The sequence below is a fragment of the Mesorhizobium sp. LMG 17147 genome (assembly GCF_024297145.1).
Taxonomy (GTDB): Bacteria; Pseudomonadota; Alphaproteobacteria; order Rhizobiales; family Rhizobiaceae; genus Mesorhizobium.
Genome location: NZ_JANCTC010000001.1, coordinates 547713 through 567607, shown reverse-complemented (window position 1 = coordinate 567607; position 19895 = coordinate 547713). Strand labels below are relative to the sequence as shown.

Below are 19895 nucleotides of genomic sequence, written 5' to 3'. Positions count from 1 at the left end.
CGTTACCCGCTCGCCGCAAGCAACAACACACCGGCCAGCGCCGATCCGGCAAGCGTCGGCAGCATGCCGATCTTCAGCTTCAAGATGGCGATCATCGAGGCACAGGAAAGCAGCGCCGCACGCCAGTCTATCGATGAAAGCACCGGCACGTCCATTCCAAGCCCGACATTGCGCACTTCGCCGAAGATGACGTGCAAGCCGAACCATAGAGCGAGGTTCATGATGACGCCGACGACGGCGGCGGTGATCGCACCGAGCGCCGCCGACAGCGCCTTGTTGCCGCGCAGCGCTTCGATGTAAGGCGCGCCAAGGAATATCCACAAGAAACATGGGGTAAACGTCGCCCACAGCGTAAGCAGCGCTCCAAACAATCCGGCAAGAAGCGGCGCGACCGCGCCGGAGTGGCGGAAGGCGGCGACGAAGCCGACAAACTGCAACACCAGGATGAGCGGACCCGGCGTGGTTTCGGCAAGTCCGAGGCCGTCGACCATTTCACCCGGTGCCAGCCAGCCGAAGGACTCGACCGCTGCCTGCGCGACATAGGCAAGGACGGCGTAGGCGCCGCCAAAGGTGACGACCGCCATGACACTGAAGAAGCCACCGATTTGCGTCCAAACGCTGGCAGGGCCGGTGACAGCCCAGACGAGCAGAACAGGCCCGAGCCAGATCGGCAGCCAGATCGCCAAAATGCGCGGCGCATGCCATCGCGTCGGCCTGACGTGGGTCAGTTCGCCGCGCTCGAACATCAGATCGACCGCGCCTTTGACGTCGGGAACATCGCCCTTGCCCTGTGGTGCCCCTGAAAAAAATGCCGGCGCACTACGGTTGCCGATCCAGCCTGCCAGGCCGGCAAGCAGGACGATCAGCGGAAACGGCACGTTCAACGCGTAGATGGCGATGAAGGCGGCGAGTGCGATCGACACCATGACGGGGTTCTTCAGCGCGCGTCTGCCGATCCGGATCACCGCCTCGATGACAATGGCGAGCACCGTTGCCTTGACCCCGAAAAACAGCGCCGCGATGAGTGGTAGATCGCCATAGAGCGCATAGAGGCTGCTCAGGACGAGCATGACAAGCGCGCCCGGCACGACGAAGAGAATGCCGGCAACAAGGCCGCCGACCGTTTTGTGCAGCAACCAGCCGATATAGATGGCAAGCTGCTGGGCCTCAGGGCCAGGCAGCAGCATGCAGTAGTTCAACGCATGCAGGAAGCGCTGTTCGCCGATCCAGCGCCGGTCCTCGACCAGTTCCTTGTGCATGAGCGCGATCTGCCCGGCCGGGCCGCCGAAGCTGAGCAACCCGATTTTCGCCCAGACCTTCACGGCCTGCCGGAAGCTCGGCACAGCGGACTCCCGGATCTCCGCCGGCTTTTTCGAAAGGACGGCGCTCACGATGGTTTGCCCGTGCCGAGACTGACTGCGCCGGCGGCCGGCCAGTTGTGCGTCTCCTCGGTGGCATCGCGGCACCAGCGGAAGAACATATCATAGAGCAGCATGCCGGCCTCGAGCTGCTCCAGATCGTCGCGAAACATCCGTGACAGGCCAAGCGAGGCGGCCAGGAACCCGGCCGCCTGTGGAACAAGATCGAGGCTCGCAGTATCGGCAGCGCGTATGATCGTGGCCAGGCGATCGAGCGCTTCCGATTTGAGCCCGAACTCCTCGATCATGGTGTCGAAGGTGCAGCGTTCGCCGCGGTGGCTCCAGAACACGTTCTCGATGTCGAAAGGCACGGCCTGAAAGCGATCGGCGACGGCCGACACTTCAGCCGGCTCGACGAAGAGAAAGACCGCGTGAGGATCGATGAAGCGCCGGATCAGCCAGGGGCAGGCGATGCGGTCGACCTTCGGGCGCGTACGCGTCACCCAAACGGTGCGGCCCTTGGCGTCGGCGGGCGGTATCTTGTCGGCGTGAACGAGAAGGCCCTTGGCATCGCGCCATGCTTCAAACCCGCCGTCGAGCGATTCGGCGGCAGCGCCCTCCTGCCGCAGCCATGCGGCCACGCCTTGCGAGAGCTTTTTCCCCTGCTGGCAGACGACTGTCACTTGCGTGCCGGCGAAGTCGGCAGCCCAGTTCGAGACAGTCCTGAAATCACGCCGATCCGACCCCGGCAGCAGGCGCGGATCGGCGTTGTAGTCATCATCGATGCGGACGTCGATGACTGCGGGCGCACCCGGCAGCCCAATCAGACGGGATAGTTGCGATACAGTGATAGCGGTTGTTGACGGCATGGCGTCCACCTCCTTGAAAGAGAAGCTTGGACGCGAACGTTGGGCTGACGCCTCACGGGGTCGTCGCGATGCACCCCTTGCGATGATCGTGGATTTGTCACGCTCGCTTGTCAAGCATTTGTCCCTGCTGTCGCAGGACAATTGTTTTTGACAAACGATCGCGTCCAACTCTGTGCCGGACATTTCTCCCCGTTAGCGGGCTGTTAACGGGGAGAAATGAGGTGACCGCAACACCGGCGACCTGACGGCTGGCCCGTGCGATGGACCCTGGTCAGTGATTGTCCCTCGGCACGCCGCTTGTATGAGCCACATCCTGGTATTTCACCGCCGGCTTCAGCACCATGCCCTCGGAAAACTGGTCGACCATGCCGCGCTGGATTTCCTGCCAGGGCGTCTGGTGCTTCGGATAGTGATAGCCGCCATTGTTCTGCAGCTCGGCGCGGCGCCGCGCGATCTCGTCGTCGCTGACGAGGATGTCGGCGGTGCCCTTGCGCAGGTCGATGCGGACGCGGTCCCCGGTCTTCAGTAGTGCTAAGCCGCCGCCGATGGCGGCTTCCGGCGAGGCGTTGAGGATCGATGGTGAGCCCGACGTGCCCGACTGGCGACCGTCGCCGATGCAGGCCAGCGCGTGGATGCCCTTTTTGATCAGATAGGCAGGCGGCTGCATATTGACGACTTCAGCGCCGCCGGGATAGCCGATCGGACCGGCGCCGCGCATGAACAGGATGGTGTGCTCGTCGATGCCCTGTGCCGGGTCGTCGATGCGGGCGTGATAGTCCTCGGGGCCGTCGAAGACCATGGCGTTGCCCTCGAACGCTTCGGGGTCCCTCGGGTTCGACAGATAGCGCTCGCGGAACTCGGGCGAGATGCCGCTGGTCTTCATGATCGCCGAATCGAACAGATTGCCCTTGAGATTGATGAAGCCGGCATTGGCTTTCAGCGGCTCGGCAACCGGGCGGATGACGTCGAGGTTCTCGTTAACGGCGCCGCGGCAATTGTCGCCGATGGTCTTGCCGTTAGCGGTCGTGGCTTCCGGATAGGGCAGCAGGCCGCCCTTCATCAGTTCGGCGATCACGGCCGGCACGCCGCCGGCATGGTGATAGTCCTCGCCGAGATATTCGCCCGTCGGCTGCAGATTGACAATGAGCGGTATGTTGAGGCCGACCTTCTGCCAATCGTCATTGTCGAGCGGCACGCCGAGATGGCGGGCGATGGCGTTGAGGTGGATCGGCGCATTGGTCGAGCCGCCGATCGCCGAGTTGACGACGATGGCGTTCTCGAAGGCCTTACGGGTCATGATGTCGGAGGGCTTCAGATCCTCATGCACCATGTCGACGATGCGCTTTCCGGTCTCGTAGGCGATCTGGCCGCGTTCGCGATAGGGGGCGGGGATAGCGGCCGAGCCCGGCAATTGCATGCCGAGCGCCTCGGCCAGCGAATTCATCGTGGTGGCGGTGCCCATCGTGTTGCAATAGCCGGTCGACGGCGCCGAGGAGGCAACGATATCCATGAACTCGTCATAGCCAATCTCGCCGGCCGACAGGCGCTGGCGCGATTCCCAGACGATAGTGCCGGAGCCGGTGCGCTTGCCCTTGTGCCAGCCGTTGAGCATCGGCCCGACCGAAAGCGCGATAGCCGGGATGTTGACGGTGGCCGCGGCCATCAGCATGGCCGGCGTCGTCTTGTCGCACCCGATGGTGAGCACCACACCATCGAGCGGATAGCCGTAGAGCACCTCCACCAGGCTGAGATAGGCAAGGTTGCGATCAAGTGCAGCAGTCGGCCGTTTGCCGGTCTCCTGGATCGGGTGGCAAGGGAACTCGAAAGGGATGCCACCCATCGAGACAATGCCTTCGCGCACGCGCTTGGCCAGTTCGATGTGGTGGCGGTTGCAGGGCGACAGGTCCGAGCCGGTCTGCGCGATGCCGATCAGCGGCTTGCCGGACATCAGTTCGGCCCGCGTCAGCCCGTAATTCAGGTAACGTTCCAAATAGAGTGCAGTCATGCCCGGATTGTCGGGATTGTCGAACCACTCCTGCGAGCGAAATTTTTTCTTGCTGGTTGGGGCGCCTGCCATCGTGGTCTCCGTATTTGTATGACAAATCGATATGACAACGCGCGGGAGCAGGCAAGGGGCACGCGCCATCCGAATCCGCACTTTGGTGCGATAGACACACATCTGCCTCCGCGCTAGACGGGATCGTGGTTTGTCAGCCGCGCTATCCCGGAAAAGCTGGAACGTGTCGCCGCGGACCTACCCGGCCGTTCCGGCCGCCCTCCTCTCAAGGTCCCACTTGGGGGAGGACATCCGCATCACTCGAACACGATGCTCGGCACTGCAGCCTCGGCCGCGCCGCGCTCTTCATTGACGCGGTCCCAAACCTTGGCGGCGATGTCGCGGTAGATTTTCGCCTCGGCGCCATCGGGTTTCGAGACCACCACCGGCGTGCCAGCATCCGAGCTTTCGCGGATGCCCATCTCGAGCGGCACTTCGCCAAGGAAGGTGACCCCGAGACGCTCGGCCTCGCGGCGCGCGCCGCCATGGCCGAAGATGTCGTAGCGTTTTCCCGTATCGGGGGCGAGAAAATAGCTCATATTTTCGACGATACCCAATAGCGGCACGTCGACCTTTCTGAACATGTTGAGGCCTTTGCGCGCATCGATCAGGGCCAGGTCCTGTGGCGTCGAGACGATGACGGCGCCGGCCAGCGGCACCTGTTGGGCCATGGTCAGCTGGGCGTCGCCGGTGCCGGGCGGCATGTCGACGACGAGCACATCGAGCGGTCCCCATTCGACCTCGCGCAGCATCTGCGTCAATGCCGACATCACCATCGGCCCGCGCCAGATCATCGGCGTCTCTTCATCGACGAGAAAGCCCATCGACATGACCTTGAGGCCATAATTCTGCATGGGTTTCAGGATCTTGCCGTCGACGGTCTGCGGCCTGCCACGAATGTTGAGCAGACGCGGCATGGAAGGGCCATAAATATCGGCATCGAGCACGCCGACCCGCAGCCCGTTGGCGGCAAGCCCAAGGGCGATATTGACGGCGGTGGTCGACTTGCCGACGCCGCCCTTGCCGGAAGCGACGGCGATGATGGCCTCGATGCCGGGTACGCCGCGCTTGCCCTGGCTGTGCGAGGCAGGCGCCTGCGGGGCGGGACGCGCAGGTGCAGCCGATGGAGCGGGCCTCTGAGCCGGTCTTTGCGGAACCGGCGCCTCCATCCCGCCGCCCTTCTTTTCCGCCGTCAGCGCGACCACGGCGCCGGCGACACCGGGGATCGCCTTGACGACACGTTCGGCCGCCGCACGCAGCGGCTCCATCTCCTGGGCACGGGCAGCGGGAACGGTGATCGAGAAGAACACCTTGGCATCGGCAATGAAAATCTCGGAAACCATGCCGAGGTCGACAATATTGCCGGTGAAATCCGGCCCATTGACCGTCTTCAGGCGCTCGATAACCATTTCCTTGGTCACGTTTTCATGGGCGGCGGGCATGAGTTTTTCCTCTACTTTTCCGCTCCAGATAATGCAGTTCCGGGACAGAACCAAGCGATGGACCAACAGTTGCAGCGGCGTATCGGGGAGGAAGCGACCATACGACAGCATTTCCAGCGGGAGTGGCCGTCGCCAAATCGTCAACGCAACCTATTTCAGTGGACATGGAATGACCGCCAGGGAAGGAGACGAATCATGCTCGCAAACAGCAACGCAACGGCCAATCTCGCTGTGAAGGACCTGGCCAAGGCCAGGGCATTCTACGAAGGGGTCCTCGGCCTGAAAGAGGTGCACAATGAGGGTGGGGAACTGATCGTCTATGAAAGCGGCGATACCGCCATCAACGTCTACCGTTCGAACTTCGCTGGGACCAACAAGGCCACGGCTGTGACCTGGACGGTCGGCGATGAACTCGGCAAAATCGTTGAGGCATTGAAATCGAAGGGCGTGACCTTCGAGCATTACGACATGCCAGGCCTGACGCTTGAGGGCGATGTCCATGTCGGCCAGGGCATGAAGGTCGCATGGTTCAAGGATCCGGACGGCAACATCCTGAACCTTGTGGATAGGTAGATACGGCGCATCGCCTGCCGCGCAGTGCTACGGTGCTGTCACCATGCCAGGCCGACCGCGAGGTAGGTGAGAGCCGCGATGGCCGCGGTTGCCGGCAAGGTGACGATCCATGCCACCACGATGTTGCCGGCAATGCCCCAGCGAACGGCGGAGACGCGGCGGGCGGCGCCGACGCCGATGATGGCGCCGGTGATCGTGTGCGTGGTCGATACAGGAATACCGAGCCAGGTGGCGGCGAACAGGGTAATCGCACCGCCGGTCTCGGCGCAGAAACCCTGCATCGGGTTCAGCCGGGTGATCTTGGAGCCCATGGTGTGGACGATGCGCCAGCCGCCGAACAATGTGCCCAGCGCCAGCGCCGATTGACAGGTGATGACGACCCACAGCGGCACGTAAAAATTCGCGCCGAGCATGCCTTGCGAATAGAGCAGCACGGCGATGATGCCCATGGTCTTCTGCGCGTCGTTGCCGCCATGGCCGAGCGAATAGAGCGAGGCGGAAAAGAACTGCATGACGCGGAAGGTGCTGTCGACGGCAAACGGTGTCTGCCGCAGGAACAGCCACGAGACCGCGAGGATCAGGACGAGCGCCAGCAGAAAGCCTGCCGCCGGCGATAGCACGATGGCCGCCGTGGTCTTGCCCAACCCGGCCCAGACGATGGCGCCGGTGCCTGCCTTGGCGACGCCGGCGCCGACCAAACCGCCGATCAGCGCGTGCGAACTGCTGGACGGGATGCCGACGAGCCAGGTGACAATGTTCCAGACGATCGCGCCGACAAGTGCTGCGAAGATCACTGCCGGCGTGACGATGCTGGCGTCGATGATGCCGGTTCCCAGCGTCTCCGCCACGTGGAGACCGAAGAACATGAAGGCGATGAAATTGAAGAAGGCCGCCCAGAACACCGCATAATGCGGCCGCAGCACCCGGGTGGAGACGATGGTGGCGATGGAGTTGGCGGCATCGTGCAGGCCGTTGAGGAAATCGAAGAACAGCGCGACGACGACAAGGCCGACCAGCACGGGAAAGGCTATCGCGGCTTCCACTATACGTTCTCGATGACGATGCCGCTGATTTCGTTGGCAACGTCCTCGAAGCGGTCGACCACCTTCTCCAGCTGGCCGTAGATCTCGCTGCCGATCAGATAGGCCATCGGGTCGCTGCGGCCATGCCGCTTGAACAGGTCCTTCAAGCCTTGCTCGTGCAGGTCGTCGGCCCGGCCTTCGGCGCGCATGACTTCCTCGGCGATGGCATTGAGGCGCACCGTGTGCGCCCCGACCTTGCCGAGCAGCGGGATCGCCTCGGCCACCAACTTGGCGGCCTCGACGATGACGCCTCCCATTTCCTGCATCAGCGGGTCGAATTCCTTCTTCTCGAACAGCCTTACCGTCTTGACGGTCTTGTGCATCATGTCGATGGCATCATCCATCGACTGGATCAGGTCCTTGATGTCGCCGCGATCGAAGGGAGTGATGAAGGAGCGCCGCACCGCAAGCAGCACCTCCGCGGTGATCTGATCGGCTTCGTCCTCGAGATCGATGATCGTCTGACACCAGCGGTCGATGTCGTTGCCCTGCAGAAGCTGCTGCAGTGCCTCGGCGCCACCGACCACGGTGCGGGAATGCCGCTCGAACAGGTCGAAGAAGCGATCTTCGCGCGGCAAAAGCTTGCGGAACCAGCCCAGCATGTTCGGTCTCCCGTCGTGTCCAGTCCACGACCCCGTCTGATCCACATAGCGCCGCATTCCATTGCGGGAAACAGTAAGCCGGCTGAAAGATGTGGATGCGGACGATTTACACAGGCGGCTTGCGGCCGAAGGCGATTTCCACGACCTTGCGCGCTACGACAGGACACATCGTCCGTGACAGGCTCCCGACGGCATGATCGACAAGCTGGAATTCTTCATAGCACTTGCCAAGGAAGAGCATTTCGGCCGGGCGGCCGAAGTATGCGGCGTCACCCAGCCGACACTTTCGGCCGGCATCAAGCAGCTGGAGGGCCAGCTCGGCGTGATGCTGGTGCTGCGCGGCTCGCGCTTCCAGGGGCTGACGCCCGAAGGCAAACAGGTGCTGGTGTGGGCGCGCCGCATCGTCGGCGACAGCAGGACCATGCGCGAGGAGATGCGGGCGGCGCGTCACGGCCTGTCAGGGCGTATCCGCATCGCGGCGATCCCGACGGCGCTGGCCATGGTGGCGCGATTGACGACGCCGTTTCGGGCAAAACACCCCGGCGTCACCTTCTCGGTGCTGTCGCGGACCTCGATCGAGGTGCTGTCGCTGCTCGGCAATTTCGATATCGACGCCGGCATCACCTATCTCGACAACGAGCCGCTCGGACGCGTCACCAGCGTGCCGCTCTACGACGAGCGCTATCAGCTGATCACCGCCGTCGGGAACCCGTATTTCGACCGCGACAAAGTGACATGGGCCGAGCTCAGTCAGCTGCCGCTCTGCCTGCTGACGCCGGACATGCAGAACCGCCGCATCATCGACCAGCATCTGGCCGAAGCCGGCGTGCAGGTGCGGCCGACATTGGAATCCAACTCGATGATCGTGCTGTTCTCGCATATCCGCACCGGCAAATGGTCGTCCATCATGCCGCTTAACCTTGCGGAAACGTTCGGCTTTTCCGAGCCGATCCGGGCTATCCCGATCGTCGAGCCGGATGCCAGCCACACCGTCGGGCTGGTGGCGGCGCCGCGCGAACCGCACACGCCGCTAGTCTCGGCGCTGTTGGACGAGGCAATGGCGCTGGCGGACGATTTCCGCACCCGTCGCTAGGCTAGACAATGCTGGTGATCGCAAACGATAGAAAATTTCTATCGAGCAACGGATCGGCTTTATTGATTTAGCGGGTTTCCTCTGATTTCCTAAGCACTTAGCGGAAGACCGCCACGACCAGGGAGGGCGCTGCATGTCGATGCAGCCTGCAAGTACCGAGATCGCATCGCGCACCGCAGCGATCATTCACGAGCTGAAAGGCCTCGAAGGCCCGCTGTTGCCGATCCTGCACGGCATACAGGAAGAGTTCGGCTATGTGCCGCAGGATGCGCTGCCGGTCATCGCCGAGGCGCTGAACATCTCCAGGGCCGAGGTGCATGGCGTCGTCACCTTCTATCACGATTATCGCAGCCAGCCGGCCGGCCGGCATGTGCTGAAGCTCTGCCAGGCGGAAGCCTGCCAGTCGATGGGTTCGGATGCGATTGCCGCCAGGCTCAAATCATTGCTGGGCATAGGCTTCCACGAGACAACCCGCGACGGTTCGGTGACGCTGGAGCCGGTCTATTGCCTCGGCCTTTGCGTCTGCTCGCCGTCGGCGATGCTGGACGGCGAGGTGATCGGGCGGCTCGACGATGAAAAGCTCAATGAAATCGTTGCCGAGGTGCGCTCATGATCCCGCGTATCTATATTCCCGGCGATTCCGGCGCGCTGGCGCTGGGTGCGGAAAAGGTCGCCAAGGCGGTTCGGGCGGAATTGGCCGAGCGCGGCATCGAGGCCAAGATCGTGCGTAACGGCTCGCGCGGTGCCTATTTCCTCGAGCCGATGGTCGAGGTGGCAACGGCCAATGGCCGTGTCGCCTATGGGCCGGTGAAGCCATCCGACGTCAAAAGCCTGTTCGACTGCGGCCTCCTCACCGGCGGTCACCACAAGCGCTGGCTCGGCGCTCCCGACAAGATCCCATTCCTGGCCAGGCAGACGCGGCTGACCTTTGCGCGCTGCGGCGTCACCGATCCGCTGTCGCTCGATCACTACAAGGCGCATGGCGGGCTGAACGGCCTGCAGAATGCAGTGGCGATGACGCCGGCCGACATCGTCAAGCAGGTGACCGAGTCCGGGCTGCGCGGTCGTGGCGGCGCCGGCTTCCCGACCGGCATCAAATGGAAGACGGTGCTCGATACGTCGGCCGAGCGCAAATACATCGTCTGCAATGCCGATGAAGGCGATTCCGGCACGTTCGCCGACCGCATGATCATGGAAGGCGACCCTTTCGTGCTGATCGAAGGCATGGCGATCGCCGGCATCGCCACCGGTGCGACGAAGGGGTTCATCTATATCCGCTCCGAATATCCGCATGCGGTGGCGGTGATGCAGAAGGCCGTCGAGATCGCCCGCAAGGCCGGCGTGCTCGGCGTCAATGTGCTCGGCTCGGCCAATTCATTCGACATGGAAGTCCGCGTCGGCGCCGGCGCCTATGTTTGCGGCGAGGAGACGGCGCTGCTCGACAGCCTCGAAGGCAAGCGCGGACAGGTGCGCGCCAAACCGCCACTGCCGGCGCACAAGGGCCTGTTCGGCAAGCCGACGGTGATCAACAACGTCATCTCGCTGGCCTCGGTGCCGGTGATCATGGACAAGGGCGCCGCCTTCTACAAGGATTTCGGCATGGGCCGTTCGCGCGGCACCATCCCGATCCAGATTGCCGGCAACGTCAAATATCCCGGTCTTTACGAGGCGGCGTTCGGCATGACGCTGGGTGAGATCGTCGACGATATCGGCGGCGGCACGGCGACCGGGCGTCCGGTCAAGGCTGTGCAAGTGGGTGGCCCGCTCGGCGCCTATTTCCCGCGCGCCCTGTTCGACACGCCATTCGACTACGAAGCGTTTGCCGCCAAGGACGGGCTGATCGGCCATGCCGGCATCGTCGTTTTCGACGACAGCGCCGACATGCTGAAGCAGGCACGCTTTGCCATGGAATTCTGCGCTATCGAAAGCTGCGGCAAGTGCACGCCGTGCCGCATCGGCTCGACGCGCGGCGTCGAGGTGCTGGACCGGCTCGCCCAGAACGTCGAACCGGAAAAGCAGATCGCGCTGGTCACCGACCTTTGCAACACGATGAAATTCGGCTCGCTTTGCGCTCTCGGCGGCTTCACCCCATATCCAGTGATGAGTGCACTCAACCATTTCCCGGACGACTTTCGGCCGACGCCGGTCGCCGAAGCAGCGGAATAGGAGCGGACAGGCATGAACGCGGCATTCGACATCAAATCGCTGGTCCAGGAAATCGACTACGGCACACCCGCCTCCGAAGCCGAACAGCAGGTAACGCTGACAGTCGACGGCAAGTCGGTGACGGTGCCGGCGGGTACCTCGATCATGCGCGCTTCGATGGAAGCGGGCGTTGAAATCCCGAAACTCTGCGCAACCGACATGCTGGATTCGTTTGGCTCCTGCCGGGTCTGCCTCGTCGAGATCGACGGGCGCGGCGGCACGCCGGCCTCGTGCACGACGCCGGTCGGCGAGGGCATGGTCGTGCACACACAGAGCGACCGGCTGAACGCCATTCGTCGCGGCGTGATGGAACTCTACGTGTCTGACCACCCGGTGGCGTGGGGCGAAAAGGCCGGCACCGGCGCCAGCGAGTTCGACAAGGTCGTCAGGACGGTCGGCCTGACCGAGAACCGCTATGGCGTGGACGGGCGCAACCACGTCAAGCAGGAAAACGGCGTGGCGCCCGGCCATGGCTCGCTGACCATCGACTATATCGCCCGCGATGAATCCAACCCCTATTTCACCTACGATCCGGCGCAATGCATCGTCTGCTCGCGCTGCGTGCGCGCCTGCGAGGAGGTACAGGGCACGTTCGCGCTGACCATCGAGGGCCGCGGCTTCGAATCCAGGGTCTCGGCCGGCATGCACGAGGCGTTCGTCGATTCCGAGTGCGTCTCGTGCGGGGCCTGCGTGCAGGCCTGCCCGACCGATGCGCTGAGGGAGAAGACCGTGCTGGCGAAAGGCCTGCCCGAGCGCTCGACCGTCACTACCTGCGCCTATTGCGGCGTCGGCTGCTCGTTCAAGGCCGAGGTCAAGGGCGACGAGGTCATTCGCATGATGCCTTACAAGGCAGGCAAAGCCAACCACGGTCACTCCTGCGTCAAGGGCCGCTTCGCCTATGGCTATGCGACGCACAAGGACCGTATCCTGAAGCCGATGATCCGCGAGCGGGTCAGCGATCCGTGGCGCGAAGTGTCGTGGGAAGAGGCGCTCACCCACACGGCGAACGAATTCCGCCGCATCCAATACCAGTACGGCCGCACCTCGATCGGCGGCATCACCTCCTCGCGCTGCACCAACGAGGAGACCTACCTCGTCCAGAAGCTTGTCCGGCAGGGCTTCCGCAACAACAATGTGGACACCTGCGCCCGGGTCTGCCATTCGCCGACCGGCTATGGTCTCGGCCAGACCTTCGGCACCTCAGCCGGCACGCAGGATTTCGATTCGATCGAGCAGACGGACGTGATCCTGCTGATCGGCGCCAATCCGACCGATGCGCATCCGGTGTTCGCTTCGCGCATGAAAAAGCGCATGCGACAGGGCGCCAAGCTGATCGTGCTCGATCCGCGCCGCACCGATATCGTGCGCTCGGCCCATGTCGAGGCTCAGTACCATCTACCGCTGAAACCGGGCACCAACGTCGCCATGCTGACGGCGCTTGCCCATGTCATCGTCACCGAAGGCCTGTTCGATGAGGCCTTCATCCGCGAGCGCTGCGACTGGGACGAGTTCCAGGACTGGGCGTCGTTCGTGGCACTGCCGGAAAACAGCCCGGAGATCGTCGGCCAGCTTGCCAATGTCGATCCCGACGACATACGCGGCGCGGCCCGGCTCTACGCTCGCGGCGGCAACGGCGCGATCTATTACGGCCTCGGCGTGACCGAGCACAGCCAGGGCTCGACCACCGTCATCGCCATTGCCAACCTCGCCATGGCGACCGGCAATATCGGCCGGCCCGGCGTCGGCGTGAACCCGCTGCGCGGCCAGAACAATGTGCAGGGCTCTTGCGATATGGGCTCGTTCCCGCACGAGCTTCCCGGCTATCGCCACATTTCAGGCGACGCGGTGCGCGCGATCTATGAGAGTCTGTGGGGCGTCAAGCTCGACGACGAGCCCGGCCTGCGCATCCCCAATATGCTGGACGCAGCCGTCGACGGTTCGTTCAAGGGGCTCTATGTGCAGGGCGAGGATATCCTGCAGTCCGACCCCGACACCAAGCATGTCGCCGCCGGACTGGCGGCGATGGAATGCGTGGTCGTGCACGATCTCTTCCTCAACGAGACGGCCAATTACGCGCATGTATTCCTGCCCGGCTCGACCTTCCTCGAGAAGGATGGCACCTTCACCAATGCCGAGCGCCGCATCAACATGGTGCGCAAGGTGATGGAGCCGAAATGCGGCTATGCCGACTGGGAAACGACGCAGGAGCTCGCCAAGGCGCTCGGCCTCGGCTGGACCTACACGCATCCGTCGCAGATCATGGACGAGATCGCCAAGACGACGCCGAGCTTCGCCGGCGTTTCCTTCGACCTCCTCGACCGGGTGGGCTCGGTGCAGTGGCCCTGCAACGAGAAGTCGCCGGAGGGCACGCCGATCATGCATATTGGCGGCTTCGTGCGCGGCAAAGGCAAGTTCATCCGCACCGAATACGTCGCGACCGACGAAAGGACCGGGCCGCGCTTCCCGCTGCTGCTGACCACCGGCCGCATCCTGTCGCAATACAATGTCGGCGCGCAGACCCGGCGTACCGAGAACGTGGTCTGGCATAGCGAGGACCGGCTGGAGATCCATCCGCACGACGCCGAAAATCGCGGCCTGCGCGACGGCGACTGGGTGCGGCTGACCAGCCGCTCAGGCGAGACGACGCTGCGCGCGCTGATCACCGAGCGGGTGTCGCCAGGTGTCGTCTATACGACCTTCCACCATCCCGACACCCAGGCCAACGTCATCACCACCGACTTCTCCGACTGGGCGACCAACTGCCCGGAATACAAGGTGACCGCGGTGCAGGTGGGCGCATCCAACGGCCCGTCGGAATGGCAGCGCGACTATGACGAGCAGGCAAAGCAAAGCCGCCGCATCGCGAAGTTGGAAGCGGCGGAGTAGTCCTTGACCGCGCGCCGCAAAGCCATTGCGCAGATCTCGCGGCTGGCGCGCCGCGCCGGCGGCACCGCGGCCGCCAACCGGATGGTGCCGGAAGAGACGCCGGTGGCGTTCTCCTTTGCCGGCACCACGCATGCGGTGATGATGGCAAGCCCGGCCGATTTCGAGGATTTCGCGCTCGGCTTCTCGCTGACCGAAGGCATCATTGCCTCGCCGGACGAAATCGAAGCCATCGAGGTCGAGGATCACGGTGCCGGCATCGACATCCAGATCCGGCTGAAGGACCAGGCCAACACCCGCTTCGAAGCGCGGCGCAGACGGCTGGCCGGCCCGGTCGGCTGCGGGTTGTGCGGCATCGAATCGATCGAGGAGGCGATGCGCTCGGTAAACTCGGTCGGTGCGTCAACACTTACGCTTCAGGCCAACGACATCGTCCGTTCGGTCAAGCTGCTGTCGAAGGTGCAGCCGCTGCACGCCGAGACTGGTGCCGTCCACGCCGCCGGTTTTTACCTTCCCGACAAGGGCGTCGTCATGGCGCGCGAGGATGTCGGCCGCCACAATGCGCTGGACAAGCTGGCCGGCGCGCTGGCCAGGGCCGGTATCGACGGCGCCAGCGGTGCCGTCGTCGTCACGTCGCGCGTTTCGGTCGAGATGGTGCAGAAGACTGCGGCGATCGGCTCGGCCGTCATCATTGCGGTCTCGGCGCCGACCGCACTTGCCATCCGCACCGCGGACGAGGCCGGCATAACGCTGGTGGCGCTGGTGCGCGGCGACGATTTCGATATTTTCACCCATCCTGACCGCGTGGTTTCCGGAGTTGCCAAGCATGTCGCATGACGAAGGCCACCTCATGAGCACCAGCGAAAAGCTGGTTCGCATGGCCAACCAGATCGCCGCCTTTTTCCACTCCAAGCCGCGCGAGCAAGGCATTGCAGGCGTCGCCGAGCACATCAACAAGTTCTGGGAGCCGAGAATGCGCCGGCAATTGTTCGAGATGCTTGACAGCGGCGGCGAAGGTTTCAACGAGCTTGTCGTCGCGGCCGCGCCACACATCAAGCGGCCGGGCGCGCCGGAGGGCGCAGGTTTTAGCCTTGGCGGAGCGAACACCGAGACCGCCGCGTCACAGAAGTAGGCGTCGCGGGCCCACATTCACTCGCGCTAAAGTTTCATCTGCCGCAAGCTGCGCGGCTCTGCTATGATCCGGCGATAAGAAGTCGTCGGGTCGGGCGGACAACTCGTGAGGCCGATCGAAACTCGATACGCGCTCAGTGGCGACGTGCGGATCGCCTATCAGGTGGTCGGCCAGGGGTCGCTCGATCTCGTCTTCGTGCCGGGTTTCATTTCCAATCTCGACCTGCACTGGGAAGACGAGGGCTACAGCCGGCTGTTGAAGCGGCTTTCCGCGTTCTCACGGCTGATCCTGTTCGACAAGCGCGGCACCGGCCTGTCCGACCGCGTCGATGTCCACCACCTGCCCAGCCTCGAAACCCGCATGGACGATGTGCGCGCCGTGATGGATGCGACCGGCAGCGGCCGCGCCGCCTTGCTCGGCGCTTCGGAAGGCGCGCCGATGGCAATGCTGTTCGCCGCCACCTACCCGGAGCGGACGCGGGCGCTGGCGCTTTATGGCGGCTATGCGCATTTCCACAAATGGGTGATGCCGCCGGAACGCCTCGAGGCCTTCATCGCGACGGCGGAGACCGCATGGGGCACCGGCGCCACCCTGCCGCATCTCGCGCCCGGTCGCGTCGACGATCCGCGTTTCGCCACATGGTGGGCGCGCTTCGAGCGGCTGTCGGCGAGCCCAACGGCGGCTATCGCCCTGGCCCGCATGAATGCAGCAATCGACGTGCGCGGCGTGCTGGCGGCGATCAGCGCACCGACGCTGCTGATCCACCGCCGAAACGATGCACGCGTCGACCCGGAGGCCAGCCGCTTCCTGGCAAGGAAGATCCCGAATTCGCGATTGGTCGAGGTACCTGGGCGCGACCACCCGATCTGGACCGGCGATGTCGACCGGGTAGCTGATGTGATCGAGGAATTCCTGACCGGAGCGCGCGCCGTTGCCGAGGTGGAACGCGTACTGGCAGCACTTCTGGTCACCCGGATTTACGACACGGCGCGGCTTGGCGACCGCATGTGGAGCGAGCGTAGCCAGCGTTTTCAGGAAACATGGCGCCTGCTGGTTGGGCGCCATGGCGGCCGCCCGGCCGGCACGCATGGCGAGTTGATGATGGCGCGCTTCGACGGCCCGGCGCGGGCCGTACGCTGCGCGGCGGCGCTGCGCGATGCGGCGCAGGAGATCGGCGTCGCCAGCGCGCAGGGCGTGCATGTCGGCGAGGTCGAGTTGCGTGGGCCGCCGACGGGATTGACGGCGCGCGTGACGATGCAGCTTGCCGCGCATGCCGGGCGCGGCGACATCCTGGCATCGCGGCTGGTCGCCGAACTTGCCGCCGGTTCAGGTCTTCATTTCAACGACGCCGGGCGCATCGCGCTTGACGAGCTGGATGAACCGCTGGCGTTGGTGCAGGCGACCTCGGAACAGCATCTGGAGCCGGCCTTCCGGCCGAAGGCCAAGGCTGCCGAGCCGGCCGCACTGACGGCGCGCGAAAGCGAGGTGGTGAACCTCATTGCCGACGGCAAGAGCAATGCCGTAATCGCCGCCGAACTGGGGCTGAGCGAACACACGGTCAAGCGCCACGTCGCCAATATTCTGCTCAAGCTGGACCTGCCGTCGCGGGCGGCGGCAGCGGCGTTCTCGGCCCGGCACGCTGGCCCGCACGGGCCATAGCAGCCATGGCGCTTTCGGGCGAAGCGGCTGGGCATGCCTCAGCGCTATCACTTCGTCCCATGCAGGCCAGGCGGATATCGCCGGGAAAGGCGCTGCGAAGGGAGAAATAAAATGCTGAAGTCGACACTCAAATCGCTGGTGCTGGCGGCAGGCGTTGGCGCGCTGCTGGCGATGGTTCCTGCCAAGGCCGAGGACACCTCGGCGACGGCCGCCTACAAGGATATCCAGGCCACGCTCGGCTCGGTGCCGGACATGTTCAAGACGCTGCCGGACGTCGCTGTTGCCGGCGCCTGGGCCGAGATCAAGGGCGTGCAGCTCAACCCGAAAACCGCGCTCGACGGCAAGACCAAGGAATTGATGGGCCTCGCCGTCGCCTCGCAGATCCCCTGCCAGTACTGCATCTATTTCCACACGCAGGCGGCCAAGCTCAATGGCGCCAGCGACGAGGAAATCAAGGAGGCGGTGGCGATGGCCGCGATCGTGCGCCACTGGTCGACGATGCTCAACGGCAGCCAGGTCGATCTCGCCACCTTCAAGAAGCAGTCCGATGAGGTGTTCGCGGCCGTCAAGGCGAAGTCGCAGTGAAAAACCGCTGCCCGGCGGCGAGCGCCGGGCAGCGGCTGATCAAGCAACCGCCCGATCGTCAAGACGGGCCCATGGAGGACAAAATGCTGACCAAGACACAGGCAGTAGACGGCGCGGCGATCAAGAAGGCGATCGAGGGCCGTGATGGAAAATTGCTGGCGAGCTTCTATGCCGACGACGCATTGGTGCGGGTGATCGACCGCAACAACCCGCCGAGCAAGCCGCGCGAAATCCGCGGGCGCGCGGCGATCGCCACGTTCTGGGATGACATCTGCAGCCGGGCGATGACCCACAAGGTCGACACCACCATCGCCGACGGCAACAATCTCGCCTTCACCCAGGCGTGCGCTTATCCGGACGGGACCAAGGTGTTCTGCGCGGCGATGCTGGAGCTGAAGAACGGCCAGATCGCGCGGCAGACCGTCGTGCAGGCGTGGGACGAGTGAGGCGGCCATGTTCAGTGCCGGATGGCAGATCGACGCCAAGTCCGACCACAAGCAGACCGTGCTCTGTTGAAGAAACGGGAAGCGAGATCGGCCCGCAGGTCGGTCTCGACGACCTCAGGTCCAGATCATGGCCGGATCGATCGGCGCGAACCGACGGTCGAGTCACCAGGTCGAAGGCCTCGCCCAGTTGGAGGCGTTCTTCGCCAGGATCACCTAGATCGACGCGCACGCCAAATGGGCAAGGAAATGGAGCCCTACGGCGTGTCGGACACCAGCCTGTGGAACATCTGCCGCATCGTGGAATAGCAGTCCGGCTTAGTCCCTTCTCCCCGTCACTTGCGGGGAGCAGGTGGCGGCAGCCGGGTAGCGCAACCCTCCATTACGCCGAACGAAATCCTACTCGCTTTCACCCTCCAGCGCCGGCACCGACACCCCGGCAAGTTCCGCCGCCAGCAGCCGCGCGGCACCAGCCCGCGCGATCCTCAGCATCAGCGCCTTGCGTGTCGCGGCCGCCATGCGGTGCTCGGGCGCATCGCGCAAAATCTCGGCACCATAGCCGTCGGAGAGAATGAAGCCGCATTCTTCCGGAAAGATTTCCTGGGGTACGCCGGGATGGGTGGCGAAGAACAAGCGGTCGGAATGCAGCCGGTAGTCCGGCCATTTGCGGTCGACCCTGAAATCCTCGATCGAGGATTTGATCTCGATGATCCAGATGTCGCCCTGGCGGGTCAGCGCCACGAGGTCGGCGCGCCGCCCGGTGGCCAGCGACAGTTCGGGCAAGACATGCGCGCCCATGTCCTTGAGCAGCCGCTGCACACCACGCCTCACCAGCATGGCGCGCTCCGACTGGCGGCCGTCGATGAGCGGGTTGAGGGGAATCGGTGAGATGATCGGCATGGCCGCACCATGCCAGATTTTGTTCACGGTTTGAACCCGGTTTTTCAGGGTGATTTATCCGATTGGCAAGCCCGGCTTAACTAACCGGCATCAAGCCCTCCAGAGCAATAATTCTCGTCCTTGCGCAGCGTTCGCGGATGGCTTTGAGGCGGCCGTATTCTGGAGAGTCGTACCATGCCAGGAGGGAAGCCATGTCCGGGAATTCGACGATGACGAGGCGATGAGGTTCCCAATCGCCTTCAAGAACTTTGGTGGCTCCGCCGCGAGCGATGTACCTCCCCCCATAGCGGGCTTCGGTTGCCGGCACATCCCGGCGGTATTCCTCGAAAACGGCGGCGTCGGTTATGTCTACATCAGCAATGAGATATGCGGCCACTGACCTTACTCCCCTTGGGAAAGGCAATTGAAACAGGTCTATTAGCGGCCCCGCAACTAAGCCAGCGGTACTACGCCTCGGAAACGACTCGCGTTCTCCCGAATTGGGGCGCTTAACTGTCTTGGTGGGGGCAGCTCTGGGAGGAGACGAACCATGCCGATGTATCTCACGCGATTCAGCTACAGGCCCGAAACCTGGGCGCGCTTGATGGATAATCCCGAGGATAGACGCGACGCTGCCCGATCCTATATCGAGTCGGTCGGCGGAAAGCTGCACGGGTTCTGGTATGCCTTCGGAGAGTACGATGGCTGGAACCTGTGGGAGGCGCCGGACAACGTGTCGATGGCATCGGTCATGCTGGCCATCGGTGCGGGAGGCGCCCTCAGCTCGTACGAGACCACTGTGCTGCTAAGTGTCGAAGAGACGATGGAAGCCCTTGGGAAAGCCAAGTCGATCCGGTATCGCCCACCGGGATCGTGACCGCCGCCCGCGCTTTGCGGAGTGTGGAAGGCTAGGTAACGCTTGCTCGCGAACGGCGCACGTTCCTAAACTTTTGTGCAAAAGAGTCCGCTGCGGCTCTTGGCAGCGCCGGCAGCTTGCGCTTTCAATGTCGGCTACGGTGTTTTACCAGGAGCAT

At 63.8% G+C, this 19895-nt stretch carries 19 protein-coding genes; 11 read left to right on the top strand and 8 right to left on the bottom strand.

The annotated features are described in order from the left end of the window. Nucleotides 1-2: 2 nt before the first annotated feature. From chrA to NMG46_RS02750, 4 genes are all read right to left on the bottom strand, one after another. The gene (gene chrA, locus NMG46_RS02765) at nt 3-1391 is read right to left on the bottom strand and encodes a chromate efflux transporter (protein ID WP_254816183.1); all 1389 of its coding nucleotides are present in this window, start codon (nt 1389-1391) and stop codon (nt 3-5) included. After that, entirely contained in the window at nt 1388-2227 is an 840-nt protein-coding gene (locus NMG46_RS02760; protein ID WP_254816182.1) for a chromate resistance protein ChrB domain-containing protein, read from the bottom strand. Before NMG46_RS02760 ends, chrA begins: the two co-directional genes overlap by 4 nt. 271 nt (nt 2228-2498) lie before the next feature. Continuing rightward, nucleotides 2499-4304: an IlvD/Edd family dehydratase gene (locus NMG46_RS02755; protein WP_254816181.1), complete on the bottom strand. Its 1806-nt coding sequence runs from the start codon at nt 4302-4304 to the stop codon at nt 2499-2501. Between the two features lie 236 nt (nt 4305-4540). Next, nucleotides 4541-5725 carry an Mrp/NBP35 family ATP-binding protein gene (locus NMG46_RS02750; protein WP_254816180.1) on the bottom strand — a complete coding sequence of 395 codons (1185 nt, stop codon included), beginning with the start codon at nt 5723-5725 and terminating at the stop codon, nt 4541-4543. A 195-nt stretch (nt 5726-5920) separates the two neighbouring features. On the opposite strand from NMG46_RS02750, the gene NMG46_RS02745 reads away from it, so the two are divergent. Beyond that, the gene (locus NMG46_RS02745; RefSeq protein WP_254816179.1) at nt 5921-6298 is read left to right on the top strand and encodes a VOC family protein; all 378 of its coding nucleotides are present in this window, start codon (nt 5921-5923) and stop codon (nt 6296-6298) included. 38 nt (nt 6299-6336) lie between these two features. Here the strand turns inward: NMG46_RS02745 and NMG46_RS02740 are convergent, their stop codons facing one another. Together NMG46_RS02740 and NMG46_RS02735 are read right to left on the bottom strand one after the other, a co-directional pair. Next, the gene (locus NMG46_RS02740; RefSeq protein ID WP_254816178.1) at nt 6337-7341 is read right to left on the bottom strand and encodes an inorganic phosphate transporter; all 1005 of its coding nucleotides are present in this window, start codon (nt 7339-7341) and stop codon (nt 6337-6339) included. Beyond that, nucleotides 7341-7982: a DUF47 domain-containing protein gene (locus NMG46_RS02735; RefSeq protein WP_254816177.1), complete on the bottom strand. Its 642-nt coding sequence runs from the start codon at nt 7980-7982 to the stop codon at nt 7341-7343. Before NMG46_RS02735 ends, NMG46_RS02740 begins: the two co-directional genes overlap by 1 nt. A gap of 193 nt (nt 7983-8175) precedes the next feature. Here NMG46_RS02735 and NMG46_RS02730 point away from each other — a divergent pair, with 193 nt between their 5' ends. The 9 genes from NMG46_RS02730 (at nt 8176) to NMG46_RS02690 (ending at nt 17985) form a co-directional block, all read left to right on the top strand. Beyond that, entirely contained in the window at nt 8176-9075 is a 900-nt protein-coding gene (locus NMG46_RS02730) for a LysR family transcriptional regulator (protein ID WP_254816176.1), read from the top strand. 133 nt (nt 9076-9208) lie between these two features. Next, entirely contained in the window at nt 9209-9688 is a 480-nt protein-coding gene (locus NMG46_RS02725; protein WP_254816175.1) for a formate dehydrogenase subunit gamma, read from the top strand. Next, nucleotides 9685-11241: an NADH-quinone oxidoreductase subunit NuoF gene (locus NMG46_RS02720; protein WP_254816174.1), complete on the top strand. Its 1557-nt coding sequence runs from the start codon at nt 9685-9687 to the stop codon at nt 11239-11241. The genes NMG46_RS02725 and NMG46_RS02720 overlap by 4 nt, the downstream gene beginning before the upstream one ends. 12 nt (nt 11242-11253) lie before the next feature. Next, nucleotides 11254-14166 carry a formate dehydrogenase subunit alpha gene (gene fdhF / locus NMG46_RS02715; protein WP_254816173.1) on the top strand — a complete coding sequence of 971 codons (2913 nt, stop codon included), beginning with the start codon at nt 11254-11256 and terminating at the stop codon, nt 14164-14166. A 3-nt stretch (nt 14167-14169) separates the two neighbouring features. Further along, nucleotides 14170-15000, top strand: coding sequence for a formate dehydrogenase accessory sulfurtransferase FdhD (fdhD, locus tag NMG46_RS02710; RefSeq protein WP_254816172.1), 831 nt, complete (start codon nt 14170-14172; stop codon nt 14998-15000). Then, nucleotides 14990-15295, top strand: coding sequence for a formate dehydrogenase subunit delta (locus tag NMG46_RS02705; RefSeq protein WP_254816171.1), 306 nt, complete (start codon nt 14990-14992; stop codon nt 15293-15295). The genes fdhD and NMG46_RS02705 overlap by 11 nt, the downstream gene beginning before the upstream one ends. A 105-nt stretch (nt 15296-15400) precedes the next feature. After that, entirely contained in the window at nt 15401-16954 is a 1554-nt protein-coding gene (locus NMG46_RS02700) for an alpha/beta fold hydrolase (protein ID WP_254816170.1), read from the top strand. 111 nt (nt 16955-17065) lie between these two features. Continuing rightward, entirely contained in the window at nt 17066-17539 is a 474-nt protein-coding gene (locus NMG46_RS02695) for a carboxymuconolactone decarboxylase family protein (RefSeq protein ID WP_254816169.1), read from the top strand. Between the two features lie 83 nt (nt 17540-17622). Next, nucleotides 17623-17985 (top strand): nuclear transport factor 2 family protein, encoded by a 363-nt coding sequence (locus NMG46_RS02690; protein WP_254816168.1) that lies wholly within the window; start codon nt 17623-17625, stop codon nt 17983-17985. Between the two features lie 396 nt (nt 17986-18381). Here NMG46_RS02690 and NMG46_RS02685 read toward each other — a convergent pair whose 3' ends face one another. Both NMG46_RS02685 and NMG46_RS02680 read right to left on the bottom strand, forming a co-directional pair. After that, nucleotides 18382-18882, bottom strand: a complete 501-nt coding sequence (locus tag NMG46_RS02685; RefSeq protein ID WP_254816394.1) for an MmcB family DNA repair protein — start codon at nt 18880-18882, stop codon at nt 18382-18384. Between the two features lie 76 nt (nt 18883-18958). Then, complete coding sequence (locus NMG46_RS02680) at nt 18959-19258, bottom strand: DUF1330 domain-containing protein (RefSeq protein WP_254816167.1); 300 nt, start codon at nt 19256-19258, stop codon at nt 18959-18961. 153 nt (nt 19259-19411) lie between these two features. On the opposite strand from NMG46_RS02680, the gene NMG46_RS02675 reads away from it, so the two are divergent. Further along, nucleotides 19412-19738 carry a GYD domain-containing protein gene (locus NMG46_RS02675; protein ID WP_254816166.1) on the top strand — a complete coding sequence of 109 codons (327 nt, stop codon included), beginning with the start codon at nt 19412-19414 and terminating at the stop codon, nt 19736-19738. Nucleotides 19739-19895 lie beyond the last annotated feature (157 nt).